The organism is Rhizobium leguminosarum bv. trifolii WSM2297 (genome assembly GCF_000271845.1).
On record NZ_JH719395.1, the window covers coordinates 1,723,081 to 1,735,944 of the forward strand.

General features: G+C 60.5%; 14 protein-coding genes. 7 read left to right on the plus strand and 7 right to left on the minus strand.

Annotated elements, in window-relative coordinates; translation table 11 throughout:
- Nucleotides 1–241: 241 nt before the first annotated feature.
- The 3 genes from RLEG4DRAFT_RS23795 to RLEG4DRAFT_RS23805 form a co-directional block, all read right to left on the minus strand.
- The gene (locus tag RLEG4DRAFT_RS23795) at nucleotides 242–781 is read right to left on the minus strand and encodes a BA14K family protein (RefSeq protein ID WP_003580607.1); all 540 of its coding nucleotides are present in this window, start codon (nucleotides 779–781) and stop codon (nucleotides 242–244) included.
- A 126-nt stretch (nucleotides 782–907) separates the two neighbouring features.
- Nucleotides 908–1,453: a PH domain-containing protein gene (locus RLEG4DRAFT_RS23800; RefSeq protein ID WP_003580608.1), complete on the minus strand. Its 546-nt coding sequence runs from the start codon at nucleotides 1,451–1,453 to the stop codon at nucleotides 908–910.
- 26 nt (nucleotides 1,454–1,479) lie between these two features.
- Nucleotides 1,480–1,944, minus strand: a complete 465-nt coding sequence (locus tag RLEG4DRAFT_RS23805; RefSeq protein ID WP_003580609.1) for an Lrp/AsnC family transcriptional regulator — start codon at nucleotides 1,942–1,944, stop codon at nucleotides 1,480–1,482.
- Between the two features lie 155 nt (nucleotides 1,945–2,099).
- On the opposite strand from RLEG4DRAFT_RS23805, the gene RLEG4DRAFT_RS23810 reads away from it, so the two are divergent.
- From RLEG4DRAFT_RS23810 to RLEG4DRAFT_RS23830, 5 genes are all read left to right on the plus strand, one after another.
- Nucleotides 2,100–2,816, plus strand: a complete 717-nt coding sequence (locus RLEG4DRAFT_RS23810) for an aspartate/glutamate racemase family protein (protein ID WP_003580610.1) — start codon at nucleotides 2,100–2,102, stop codon at nucleotides 2,814–2,816.
- Nucleotides 2,817–3,044: 228 nt separating this feature from the next.
- Complete coding sequence (locus RLEG4DRAFT_RS23815) at nucleotides 3,045–3,962, plus strand: bifunctional helix-turn-helix transcriptional regulator/GNAT family N-acetyltransferase (protein ID WP_003580612.1); 918 nt, start codon at nucleotides 3,045–3,047, stop codon at nucleotides 3,960–3,962.
- 58 nt (nucleotides 3,963–4,020) lie between these two features.
- Nucleotides 4,021–4,638 (plus strand): TetR/AcrR family transcriptional regulator, encoded by a 618-nt coding sequence (locus RLEG4DRAFT_RS23820; protein WP_003580614.1) that lies wholly within the window; start codon nucleotides 4,021–4,023, stop codon nucleotides 4,636–4,638.
- An 84-nt stretch (nucleotides 4,639–4,722) separates the two neighbouring features.
- Nucleotides 4,723–5,931, plus strand: a complete 1,209-nt coding sequence (locus RLEG4DRAFT_RS23825; protein ID WP_003580615.1) for an MFS transporter — start codon at nucleotides 4,723–4,725, stop codon at nucleotides 5,929–5,931.
- A 102-nt stretch (nucleotides 5,932–6,033) separates the two neighbouring features.
- Nucleotides 6,034–6,267, plus strand: a complete 234-nt coding sequence (locus RLEG4DRAFT_RS23830; RefSeq protein ID WP_003580617.1) for a DUF6429 family protein — start codon at nucleotides 6,034–6,036, stop codon at nucleotides 6,265–6,267.
- Between the two features lie 26 nt (nucleotides 6,268–6,293).
- Here RLEG4DRAFT_RS23830 and RLEG4DRAFT_RS23835 read toward each other — a convergent pair whose 3' ends face one another.
- Entirely contained in the window at nucleotides 6,294–6,710 is a 417-nt protein-coding gene (locus RLEG4DRAFT_RS23835) for a winged helix-turn-helix transcriptional regulator (RefSeq protein WP_003580618.1), read from the minus strand.
- A 123-nt stretch (nucleotides 6,711–6,833) separates the two neighbouring features.
- Here RLEG4DRAFT_RS23835 and RLEG4DRAFT_RS23840 point away from each other — a divergent pair, with 123 nt between their 5' ends.
- Nucleotides 6,834–7,742: an SDR family oxidoreductase gene (locus RLEG4DRAFT_RS23840; protein WP_003580619.1), complete on the plus strand. Its 909-nt coding sequence runs from the start codon at nucleotides 6,834–6,836 to the stop codon at nucleotides 7,740–7,742.
- Between the two features lie 107 nt (nucleotides 7,743–7,849).
- Here RLEG4DRAFT_RS23840 and RLEG4DRAFT_RS23845 read toward each other — a convergent pair whose 3' ends face one another.
- Both RLEG4DRAFT_RS23845 and RLEG4DRAFT_RS23850 read right to left on the minus strand, forming a co-directional pair.
- Nucleotides 7,850–9,682, minus strand: coding sequence for a WG repeat-containing protein (locus tag RLEG4DRAFT_RS23845; protein ID WP_245277976.1), 1,833 nt, complete (start codon nucleotides 9,680–9,682; stop codon nucleotides 7,850–7,852).
- A gap of 97 nt (nucleotides 9,683–9,779) precedes the next feature.
- Nucleotides 9,780–10,532: a pyridoxine 5'-phosphate synthase gene (locus tag RLEG4DRAFT_RS23850; RefSeq protein ID WP_003580621.1), complete on the minus strand. Its 753-nt coding sequence runs from the start codon at nucleotides 10,530–10,532 to the stop codon at nucleotides 9,780–9,782.
- A gap of 443 nt (nucleotides 10,533–10,975) precedes the next feature.
- On the opposite strand from RLEG4DRAFT_RS23850, the gene RLEG4DRAFT_RS23855 reads away from it, so the two are divergent.
- A complete protein-coding gene (locus RLEG4DRAFT_RS23855; RefSeq protein ID WP_003580622.1) occupies nucleotides 10,976–11,668 on the plus strand; it encodes a MerR family transcriptional regulator in 693 nt (230 codons plus the stop codon).
- 54 nt (nucleotides 11,669–11,722) lie between these two features.
- Here RLEG4DRAFT_RS23855 and RLEG4DRAFT_RS23860 read toward each other — a convergent pair whose 3' ends face one another.
- A complete protein-coding gene (locus RLEG4DRAFT_RS23860) occupies nucleotides 11,723–12,850 on the minus strand; it encodes an ATP-dependent DNA helicase (RefSeq protein ID WP_003580623.1) in 1,128 nt (375 codons plus the stop codon).
- Between the last annotated feature and the right edge of the window lie 14 nt (nucleotides 12,851–12,864).

Genomic DNA, 12,864 nt, shown 5'->3' on the forward strand with positions numbered 1-12,864 from the left:
TTCGCTCAAAACCAAATGTGGCCATCGGCGCAATGGTTGCAACCGCCGTTTCGGCATGTCTCCCCTGCGCCGATCGCAGTCGACGGCGCTCAGATTGTCGGCTTATGGAGCGCAAGTCCGGCGGCGTCATAGCTGCCCAGAGCGAATTTCGGCTGGGCAGCGACGCAGACATGCCGCTGCGAACGGGTCGCAAGACGGTCCCCGCAACCCGTTCACAGCGGCATATGCCTAACGTGCCAAATCAATAGGGACCGACGCACTGGCGACGGGGTCCGTGATAGGGCTGGAAGGTATTGTCGAACGCCCTGTACGAGCGATAGCGCGCATAGCACCAACTCTCGTGGCTGCCGCCCCCTCCATAATAGGCTGACGATGCATAGTTCCGATAGGGCCGGCCGTAGTAGCCGTAATAGGGCCGGCGGTAGCCGTAGGGCGAGCCATAATAGCCGCCGTAGGGCGAGCCGTAGTAGCCGCCGTAGGATGACCCGTAGTACGAGCCGCCGTAATAGGGCTGTGCCAAGGCGCCGCCAATGATGGTACCGACAGCGAGACCACCCAAGGCCCAGCCCCAGTCTCCTCCATGATTATGATGGTGCCCACCGTAATAGCCGCCTCGGTAATGGCCGCCACCCCAGTGGCCGCCGCGGCCACGCCACTGCACCTGCTCTATCTGCTGTTGTGCTTCGATCCTGGGTGGGTTGATGGCCGGAAACGCCTGAGCCGGTGTGATGCCGGGGACACCGATGATCAAGCTTAACGCAACAACGGTTAGCTTTCTCATGACTGTTCTCCTCTACTTCTCCAAGTGGAGGATACATCTTCCCCCTCCTGAACCAAAGGTGAACGCTATATGTCGACAAACGTTCCATATTGAGACAAATTTAATCGCCTATAATGGCACTGATTATTATCGGCTCTTCGTGAAATCCAACCGCGCCTTTTCCAGCAGACTGTAAACGTGCCGCGCATCATCGATCCCCAGAAACTGGGGTTCGCTGGCTAGACCGGGAGTCCAGCCGCTCATCCTCCTGTTGGACGCTACGCCGAACTTGATCGTACCCCTGCCGCGGCTGCCTTCTTCAAGGCTGATCGACGGTAGGAGTTCGAGCTGGTTGATGGACAAATGTCGAAAGAGCCCGCTTCTGCGAATGATCACGCGTCTGTCGGTCAGCACGTATTCCGTCCGCGCCCGCACCGCCGCATCGATGACGAAACGTCCCGCCATTATGTAGAGGCCCATGAGCACGAACGGAATGCCCCATAATTTTGTGAAAACCGGCGTTTCGGTGCTGATGGCAGTGATTTCCCAGAAGATCGCAAAGCCGCCCCAGAAAAGCGAGAACGGCACGAGAAGGAAATCCCTTGATGTCAAAAGAAACCCTTGGGCGGGGCGCCCGGACCAGAGGAGCTTTTCCCTCGGCATGAAAAAGCTGCGAATATCGCTATCACTCATACTGTCATGCCCCTTCAAATGACGTTTTACCGGGCGTAGCTCACCGGTATCGCCATTCCATGTTTCAATTCTTCCATCGAGATCGACGCCGAGACGTCGAAGAGTTCGAGCTTGCGCACGATCTGCTTGTAGATCACGTCGTAATGCTCGACGCGCGGCAGCACGATCTTCAGGATGTAATCGTGATTGCCGGTCATCCGGTGCGCCTCGACGATCTCGGGAATGTCGGCGATGATCCGGCGGAAGGTTTCCGTCCATTCGTCGGAATGATGCGCCGTCTTGACCAGCGCAAAGACCGTCGTCGGCACCCCCATCTTTTCCCGGTCGAGCACGACGATGCGCCTGGCAATATAGCCGCTCTCCTCCAGCCGCTGGATCCGCCGCGAGCAGGCCGATACCGACAACGCCACGCGCTCGGCCAGATCGGTCACGGATATGCCTGCATCCTTTTGCAGCATGTCGAGAATGCGTCTGTCGCGATCATCCAGCATGTGTGAGAAATAGACTTCCGCCCTGGTTTTGCGCAATCTCTCCAAATCGCGCAAAATAATAGCATATATTGGACGGATAAGACAAATAAAGCAAACACACCCCGCCGGCATTGCGGCATTATTTTCGCAACTCGAAGCATGAGGAGCATGAAGAGATGGAAACGATCGGCCTGATCGGCGGCATGAGTTTCGAAAGTTCGGCGGTCTATTACCGCCTGGTCAACGAGATGGTGCGGGCCCGCAAGGGCGGTCTCGCCTCAGCCGAACTCATTCTGCATTCGGTCAATTTTGAGGATGTCGTCGCGCTTCAGAAGGCCGGCGATTGGGATGGGGCCGCCCGCCGCCTCGGCAACGTGGCCGAGCGCCTGCAGGCTGGCGGCGCAGGCTGCATCCTGATCTGCACCAACACCATGCACCTGATAGCAGATGAAGTCGCCGCCCAGGTCTCCGTGCCGCTGATCAACATCATCGACGAGACGGCGAAATCGCTGCATGCGGCCGGCCGCAAGCGTCCGCTGCTGCTTGCCACCCGCTATACGATGGAGCACGGCTTCTACGCCGATCGCATGAAACGCCTTGGCCTCGACGTCATGGTGCCCGACGCCGCCGACCGCACCACTGTGCACGACATCATCTTCAACGAACTCTGTGCCGGCAGGGTGCTCGGCAGCTCCCGCGAAAAGCTGATCGATATCATCGACCGCGCAGTCGACAATGGCGCCGACAGCATCATCCTCGGCTGCACCGAGATCTGCCTGATCCTCGATCCCGAGCGTCTGCCACTGCCGGGCTTCGACACGACTGCGATCCATGCCCGGGCGGCGGTCGAGTTCGCGCTCGGCGTAGACGAAGTGAACGAGGAAGCCGCCTGAAGTGGACGGATAATTTAGTTGACTCAGTCAACTAAATGCATGACAAAGGTCTTCGTCTGAAGGCCTCAGTTGATTGACGAGTCTGGTTTTCCTTACTCGGCGTCATCCTCGGCCTTGTGCCGAGGATCTGCTGTCGACCGGAAGCAGATGCTCGGGACAAGCCCGAGCATGACGGAGGAGTGGTTGGCCAACTTGCCATCAGCATGAGATCTCCATCTGGAGCTTACCATGTCCGATACCGCTCTCATCGAAACCGCCCGTGATTTCAACCGCTTCTACACGAACTTCCTCGGCCTCTTGAACAAGGCCTATCTCGACTCGCCCTTCACCCTGACAGATGCCCGCATTCTCTTCGAGATCGGCTCGCATAACGGCGTCAGCGCCACAGCCCTTGTCCGCGACTTGCATCTCGACCCGGCTTATCTCAGCCGCATCCTCAAGCGCTTTCGCGCCGAAGGGCTGATCGAAACCAGTCCCGATCCGGCCGATCTACGCAGCCAAATCATCAACGTCACCGATCGGGGACAAGAGCAATTCGAAGAACTCGGGAGGCGCGCCAATGCCCAGATCGCCGCCCGTTTTGACAATCTGGCGGTCGGCGAGCCGCAAGCGGTCGTTTCGGCCATGGACACGATCCGCGCCCTGCTCGATCCGGCGGCGAAGCCGGCGCCCGCTGTCATCCGCGCCCACCGCGCCGGCGATATCGGTTGGATCGTTCAGAGCCAGAGCCGTTTCTACACCGAGGAATATGGCTGGGACCTGCGCTTCGAGGCGCTGGTCGCCGAGGTCGGCGGCAAATTCCTCGCCAACTTCGATCGTGCCCTGGAATATTGCTGGATCGCCGAACGCGGCGGCGTCAATGTCGGCTCGGTCCTTGTCACCAATGGCGGCGACGGCGTCGCCAAGCTGCGACTGCTCTACGTCGACAAATCAGCCCGCGGCCTCGGGCTGGGCAAGCTGCTGGTCGACGAATGCATCCGCTTTTGCAGGCAGAAGGGCTACCGCCAACTTTCGCTCTGGACCAATGACATGCTGGAGACGGCCCGCGCCATCTATATCAATGCCGGCTTTCGCCTTGTCTCCGAAGAGAGACATCGAATGTTCGGCCCCGAAGCGAATGGCCAGACCTGGGTTCTCGCCCTCTGATTTGCTGCGTCGCAAAATTTCGCTTGATTTGGAAACGATCATTTCCTAATTAGGCAGCATGAAAACAACGACACTCCAAGAGAAGGCCCGGAGCCGCGGCCGTCCGCGGGAATTCGACGCCGAGGCGGCCCTCGACGCGGCGTTGCGCGTCTTTTCCGAGCGCGGCTATCATGCGGCCTCGATCAGCGAACTCACCGAGGCCATGGGGCTGGCCGCCGGCAGCGTCTACAAGGCCTTCGGCGACAAACGCGGCATCTTCCTCGCTGCCTTCGACCGCTACCGCGCCGTGCGTCGCGGCCTGCTCGATGCCAGGCTGGCAAGTGCTGAGACCGGCCGCGACAAGCTCCATGCGCTCATCACCTTCTTTGCCGGCTCTTCGCACGGTGAAATCGGCAGGCAGGGCTGCCTCGTCGTCGGCAGCGCCGGCGATCTCGCCCTCTTCGACGAAGAGGCGGCCGAACGTGTCGCCACCGCCTTCATCACCGACGAGACGCTTCTCGCCGACCTCATCCGCCTCGGCCAGTCCGACGGCTCGATTTCGGGTGATGTCGATATATCGGCGGCAGCACTTGCGCTTCTCTGCCTCACCAAGGGCATGCGTGTCATCGGCAAGACCGGGCGCAGCGGCGAAGAAATGGCTGCCGCAGCCGAAGCCGCGATGAAGCTGGTGACCTGACATTTCCCCGCACGCCGCCTGGAAACGGGTGGCCGCCGCCAGACCGATTTGCGATAAATCCTTTCAACCATACCGGAGTTTCTGATGAGCATTTCAGCCACCGCGCCGGATAAGGCCATTCCACGGGCGCTCTCCCCCTGGCTCACCTTCCTTTTCGCCGCCGCCTGCGGGCTGGTGGCCGCCAATCTCTATTATGGCCAGCCGCTTGCCGGCTTAATCAGTGCCGAGCTCGGCTTCACGCCGGCCGCAACCGGCCTGATCGTCACGCTGACGCAGATCGGCTACGGCCTCGGCCTGCTGCTGATCGTGCCGCTCGGTGACCTCACGGAGAACCGCCGGCTTGTGCTGCTGCTGGTTGCCGTCTCCGCCGTTGCGCTGATCGGCGCGGCACTGGCTTCAACACCCACGGCCTTCCTCGTCGCCTCGCTCTGCATCGGCCTATCATCGGTCGCCGTTCAGGTCCTGGTTCCCTTTGCCGCCAACATGGCGCCCGATGCGACGCGCGGACAGGTCGTCGGCAATGTCATGAGCGGCCTGCTCTGCGGCATCATGCTCGCCCGCCCCTTCGCAAGCTTCGTCGCGGAGGCGTCATCCTGGCACACGGTCTATTACGTCACTGCAGCGCTGATGATCGTGCTCGCCGTCATCCTGCGCGCCAACTTGCCGGTCCGCCGGCCGAATACCAAGCTGCGCTACGGCGAACTGCTCGCGTCCATGGGCCATCTCGCCATGACGTCGCGCGTGCTGCAGCGCCGGGCACTCTATCAGGCCGGCATGTTCGGCGCCTTCAGCCTGTTCTGGACCACGACGCCGCTATTGCTCGCAAGCCCGGCCTTCGGACTGACTCAGAACGGCATCGCCCTCTTCGCGCTCGCCGGTGCCGCCGGCGCCGTCGCCTCGCCGATCGCCGGCCGGCTTGCCGATCGCGGTATGACGAAAATCGCCTCGACGCTTGCCATGCTGCTCGGCATGGCTTCCTTCCTGATCAGCCATTTCGCCGGCGACGGCTCGCTCACCGCCCTGATCCTCCTGACCGTGGCGGCGATCATGCTCGATTTCGGGGTGACGACCAATCTCGTCTGCGGCCAGCGCGCCATCTATGGCCTGAACCCGGAACACCGCAGCCGGCTGAACGGCCTGTTCATGGCCACCTTCTTTGCCGGCGGCGCGCTCGGCTCGGCGCTCGGCGGTTGGGCCTATGCGACCGGCGGCTGGACGATGACCGCCTGGATCGGTTTCGCTTTCCCGGCGCTCGCCTTCCTGCTGTTCCTGACGGAAGCGCGCAGCAAGTAGAAAGGGCCGACACATAGCCCCGAAAATCGGTGTCGATTTCGGGGCTATGGGTTAATGTGAGAGGCAGGATGATTTTCTCATTTTCACAATGGACGTGCCGGCATGGAAATCGATGAAGAAAAGATCGACGATACCGTTCTCGCCTTGCTGTGGCTGACGCTGCATGACGGGGATCGCGCCTGGAAAGGTTTTGACTGGGGCGTGATGGATCGATTGCATCAGAAGGGTCTGATTCAAAATCCGGCCGGCAAGGCCAAGTCCGTCGTTCTGAGTGACGAAGGTTTGCAGCGATCGGAGGAATTGTTCCGGACGCTGTTCATGCGACCGACGCGATAATCGCCGTTTACGGCCGGTCAACGACTTTAGCTATCGGCGGAATCGAAACGCGAACGGGCGGCGCGAACGGCATCATGGTTGGCCTCCGCCCAGTTCAACAGCTGCGACAACGGCAGGTAGAGCGAACGGCCGAGTTCCGTCATCGAATATTCGACACTTGGTGGCTTGGTCGGGAAGACTTGGCGATGGACATAACCGTCCCTCTGCAGGTCGCGCAGCGTCTGGGTCAGCATGCGCTGCGAAATATCGGGAAGCATGCGCCGCAGCTCGCCGAAGCGGCGGGGCTCGGCCGCCAACACTTCCAGCAGCAGCGTCGACCATTTGCCGCCGATCTGCTGCATCATGTCCCTGACCGGACAATTGGAAAAATCGAGGCCGGCGAGATCGATCTCACGCCGCATCCCCGGCATCCTGTTCTTCAGACTGAGGACGGCGCTGCTCATCTGCTGGTTCCCTTTTGGTAACGTAGAGCCGAAAAACTGCCTCCTTTACACCGCCAAGTCAATTCCTATTCTAGTGTTACTCTCTTTTTGAGACCACCGCCAAAACACAGAAGGAAACGACGTATGAGCGAAACCATCCTGGTCACCGGTGCTGCCGGACAGCTCGGCCAGCGTGTCATCCACCACCTCATCGAAACCTACAAGGTCGCTCCGGGCAACATCGTTGCGGCGACGCGCAGCCCCGAAAAGCTTTCCAATCTCGAGAAGAGGGGCGTCGTTACCCGCAAGGCCGATTTCGATGATGTGGCCGGCTTGGAGAAGGCTTTTTCAGGCGTCGACCGGCTGCTGATCATCAGCACCGACGCGCTGGATACCCCCGGCAAACGTCTTACCCAGCACAAGGCGGCCGTCGCCGCTGCTGCCAAGGCCGGCGTCAAGCACATCGCCTATACATCGATGCCGGCGCCGGACGATTCGCTCGTCACCTTCGCGCCGGATCATCTCGGCAGCGAAAACGCCATCAAGGCAAGCGGCATCGGCTACACGATTATCCGCGACGCCTGGTATCACGACAATTACCTGCACGGCATGCCGCACAACCTGCAGGGCGGCAAATGGTACAGCGCCACCCGCGACGGCAAGGTTGCAACCATCTCGCGTGACGACTGCGCGCTGGCGATCGCCGCCGCCCTTGCCTCCGGCACCTCCGAGAGCGCCACCTACACGCTGACGGGCACGCAATCGCTGAACAACCGCCAGGTCGCCGCCATCGTCTCCGAAGCCGCCGGCAAGCCGCTCGAAGTGGTCGACGTCAACGACGAGCAGCTCGGCCAGGGCATGCGCGGCGCCGGTCTCCCCGGCTTCGTCGCCGACATGCTTGTGTCGGCCGACGCCAACATCCGCGCCGGCAAGTTCGACATCGTCACCGAAGACTTCAACAAGCTGACCGGAAAACAGCCGCAATCGCTGAAGGATTTCTTCGTGACGCACAAGGCTGCTTTGACGGTTTCGGGCAATGCCGGAGGCCATTGAGCTTTCCGCTCATCCCTGCGCTCGCCGCAGGGATGAGCGGACTCCGATTATGGATGCTGGATCGCTCATCACGGCAGATGAATCGCCGACGCGCCAGAGGTCGCCCCTCAGAATTGCGAAGCGTAGCCAGGCGGTTTTTCCCTGAGGTCAAGTCCGTATTCAAGCTCGGCCCGCATCCAAAGCACACCGCTTTCATAGGGATCGTCGGACATTGTCTCAGTTCGCGCGTCGGCGGTATTGCTGTCAGGCCAGTTCTTGACGCACGCGACGCTCTCGCGTGTCCGCTCATTCCGATCGATTGCACACCATTCTCGTCTTTCGTCGAGCGGAACCCATGCGAGACCATTCTGGAAACAGGTGATGGCCCGATATTTCGGCTCGACGACAGTGTTCCCGGCGGCATCCTCAATGCCCCAAAGCAAGGTTCCGTTCGAATTCCTCGAGACGAGCTGTCCGCCATCGCGTCCGCAACGCAACTTTGATCGCCGGTCTTCCAGGCGGCGCGGCTCGGAGACTTCACGTCCTGATGCGTCGATCCAAAACTTCCGCCCATCCTTCGATACCGCATAGACACCGGAATCGGACTGCAGCTCATCGAACTGCGGAGCGAGGGCCAACACACCGTTGGCGTCCAGTATTCCCCATTTGCCCTGAACATTGACGCCGGCATAGCCACCGCTGAAACCAGATCGGCTCTGAAATGATGGCGGATCGACAAGCAGTTTACCGTCCTGCTTGAGAAACCCCCATTTTCCATTGTACCGAACCGATACGGGGAATTCGCAAGTCATGTACGTGTTGTCAAAAAGATACGAAACCGTCGGCTTTCCATCCGCTCCAACGACCTGAATAAGGTTGCCGCGGTGGATGAATTTGATACCCGAAGGACATGCCGCCCACGCCTCGCCGTCCTCGGGGTCGGGCACCAGATTCCCGGCCCGGTTGAGCCCGATCCACTGGCCGTCCACCGATATCCTGGCCACCTCACCGGAATAATCCGGCAGTCTCGCATCGTCAAACATACGCCCACCAAGCAACCGTCCCGCCTCGTCAAGGACGCCAAATTTCTGGTCTCTGGCCACACGGTAAAACCCGTTTCGATAATCCTGGATCCAAAATTGCTGGGGGGCGAGAATAGTTTGGCCGTCCCGGCCGATCACGCCGCATTGGGTGGCGTCGGCCCGGTCACGTTGGCTGGACTGGCCTTTGTGTCCTGTCAAACCGCCATAACAGACAATTGCTCTTCCTCCACCGAGTTTGCTGGCTGTTTCGAAGCGAGGCTCGAGTTTCCAGGTTCCGTCGGGAGCAAGCAATCCGTATCGTTTATCTCCGGGTTGAGCTGCCCAAACGAAAGTGCCGAATTCGAATTCTTTAATGGCCAGCTCGTCCTTCAGGATCTTTCCTGAAGGCAGATCGACGAGCAGATAAGGTGGATTGTTCCTCTCAAGCAACAGTTCGCCGAACGTGAAACGCAGCATGCCAAAAGAATCCCCTGCGACCGCTTTGCCGGGACGAACGAGCGCCGCCCCGGCCCCGAATGGAATGGCGCGCGCATAGTTCGGTGACAGCAGAAACTTTCCCGTTCTGTCGATAATTCCTGCCTTGTCACCGACCACCACTTCGGCGTGGCCTTTGCGAAATCCCCGGGCAAGGTCGAACGCAGGCGCGATCACCATCTCGCCACTCGAATTGATATAGCCGAATTTCCCCTCGGAGCGCACAGCGGCCAGCCCCTCCGAGAAAGGAAGCGCAACTTCGAACTTGCGATCGATCCGCGGTTCTAACGTCGCTCTGTCGATATAGCCGCAGAGAGCGTAGACGCCGCCGCACCTTTCCACCCATCTTTCCGGTCGGGGATCGGCGACGCCGGTTCCAACGAAGCAGAGCAAACACGCCCATGCCGCCACGACAAACATAAGTTGACGAGTAACAACTTTCACCTAGCACCCCCCCGGTTGAAAGAACTAGGAGATGCTCGTGTGTTGGAAATGTGGCCGATTAGTCGCCGCCAATACGCAAGAAGGAAACAACCCTTCCTTAAACCGCCTGCCCGCAAGCTCTGCAAAACCGCCGCACCGTTTCCGCCATGCCGTATTCCAGCGCATCGGCGGTCAGCCCGTGGCCGATCGAAACCTCAGCCAGATCAGGAATGCGCTTCACCAGCGCGGGCAGGTTTGCGACCGTCAGATCGTGACCGGCATTGACGGCAAGGCCGATCGCCAGGGCCGCGTCCGCGGTTCGTCCCAGCGCTTCGAGGAGCGGGGCTACTCGCTCCGGCGCGTCGTAGCAGCCGCCATAGGGGCCGGTGTAGAGCTCGATCCGGTCGGCGCCGACCGCCTTGGCGATCTCGACTGCTTCAGCATCGCCATCGCCGTCGGCAAACAGCGACACCCGGCATCCCATCGTCTTCAGCCGTGCGACGGCTTCGCGCAGGAAGGCCTCGTGCTTGCGGAAATCCCAGCCGTGATCGGAAGTCGCCTGTGCGGGATCGTCAGGCACCAGCGTCACCTGCTCGGAGGCCGCGCCGGCGCAGAGCCCGAAGAATTCCTCTGTGGGGTAACCCTCGATGTTGAACTCGGCCGTAGGGAATTCGTCGTCGATCAGGTTGCGGATGACAGGCAGATCGGAAAAGCGGATATGCCGCTGGTCGGGGCGCGGATGCACCGTCAACCCGCTGGCGCCGGATCTCAGCGCAATACGCCCGAGCGCTTCGACGCTCGGCCAGGGCAAGCCGCGTCGGTTGCGCAGCATGGCGATGGCGTTGAGGTTCACGGAGAGCTTAGCGGGCATGATTTATATCCATCGGTCGCGGAAATCAGAGGCCCTGCTTTTAAGCCAAGTGCCGCGCGATGGCCAACGAGATTCGCAGATGGATGCGATGCAGATCGCTGATGGAGCCGGGCATTCACCCCGCGCGTACCGCAAATAGTAATTCCCGTCGTCTTTGAAGACGATCGGCAAATACTGCAGTGCAGCAGATGTTTTGCTGCAACACACCCGGCAACCGGCGTAAAATATGTGGTCGCGTTGCTATCCCATTTAAAAGAGATTATTTTTAGCACTTATAAAAGAGATCGTTCACGCATAACGTGGACATTGTATCGCGTAAACGTAGGCCGCGTACTGCTTCTTTCCTACTGACCAAGAACGCCCAGAGGAAGACCCCACTCGCCGCGCCTGGGAAGCAACTGGCAAATCCGCATGAGGTGCAACACGATGCCCTAGGAGGGTTCATGCCAGACGGTTCCAAACGCCTGTTTGCTGCCGCCGGTATCGCTTCGGAGGCCCGGTCGAAATACCGGTTTCTGCCTTCGGCCGCGCTGCCGCCGGATCTACCGGACGGTCCGGTGCCAATCGCCGATATGGCCAACGCATTCGGCGTTACGCACAGGACACTGCATTTTTATGAAGAAAAGGGGTTGCTTTCGGCCAATCGCATCGGCCTGATGCGGGTCTACGGCCAGGACGACGTGATGCGCATGGCCGTCATCACCGTCTGCCGCGAGACTGGCATGCCGATCGCCGTCATCCAGGAATTAATGGACGAGCTTCGCAAGGCCGATTCGCAGGAAAGGGCCGAGGCGATGTTCCGCGAGGCGCTGCAGGTGCGCAAGCGCGAGCTGACGGCGGAGATGTCGACGCTGCACCGCCAACTCCAGCAGGTGGGCGACCTTCTCGATTACGACGACGGTATCGAAGAGCCGCCGCTCAACGACAACCAGGACAGTTCAAGCCTGACCCAGCAGGAGCGGCGTTGCCTGGAACTGATGGCGGAGGGTTATTCCACCCAGCGCATCGCCCGGGCGCTCGACCTGAAGCATGACGAGACCAGGGATCTCGAAGCCGGAATTATTCTGAAATTCCGCGCCAACAACCGCTTCCAGGCGATCGCCAAGGCCGTTCTGCTCGGAATCGTGCAAGCTTAAAGCACGGACCACGCCCCGACGGCCGCCACCGTCCCTTCCCCATCCTGACCGGGATCAGCGCACGATCGTCAGCGTCTCCGCAGCGCGGGTAATCGCGGTATAGAGCCAGCGTTCCCGCGTATCGCGAAAGGCCCAGCTCTCGTCGAACAGCACGACGTCATTCCACTGCGAGCCCTGCGCCTTGTGAACGGTCAGCGCATAGCCGTAGTCGAACTCGTCGTAGCGCTTGCGGGTATTCCAGGGGATCTCGCCCTCGACATCTTCGAAGGCCTGCTTCAACAGCTTGATCTTCGCCGCCCCGCGGTCCATGTCGTCGTCTTCGGGACGGACCAGCAGGTTGATCCCGGGTTTCGTGGTTTCCTTGGACGAGGTCATTACCTGCCAGAGCGAGCCGTTAAGCAGGCCCTTGGCGGGATCATTGCGGAGGCAGACGAGCTTGTCGCCAGTCTGCGGATACTCGGCATTGAAACCTTTCAACTCGCGCAGGCGCTGATTGTAACGCCGCCGCGTCCGGTTGGTGCCGACGAGCACCTGATCGGCTTTCATCACCAGATCCTGAGTCACCTCGTTTTTCGAGATCACCTTGGCCGTGCCGTAATCGCCGTACATCACCTCGTTGCCTTCGCGCACCTGCATGGCGAGCTTGATGATCGGATTGTCGCGCGCCTGCCGGTGAATATCGGTGAGCAGGTAATCGGGGTCCTGATTGGTGAAGTAACCGCCGCCGCTGACCGGCGGCAGCTGACCGGGATCGCCGAGCACCAGGATCGGCGTGCCGAAGCTCATGAGATCCTTGCCGAGCGCCTCGTCCACCATCGAGCATTCGTCGACGATGATCAGCGCCGCCTTGGCGACCGGGCTCTGCCGGTTGATCGAAAACATCGGCGCGATCGAGGTCTTGCCGGTTTCCTCGTCCTCGACCGCCTCTTCGCCGCGCGGCCGGTAGATCAGCGAATGGATCGTCTTGGCATTGGAGGCGCCGCGCGAACGCAGCACTTGCGCCGCCTTGCCGGTGAAGGCGGCAAACAGCACGTCGCCGTCGACATTCTCGGCGAAATGCCTGGCAAGCGTCGTCTTCCCCGTTCCGGCATAGCCGAACAGGCGAAAGAGCGGCGAGCGCCCTTCATTCAGCCATTTCGAAACAGCCTTGAGGGCTTCGTCTTGTTGCGGCGCAAATTGCATGATCGGACGACTTG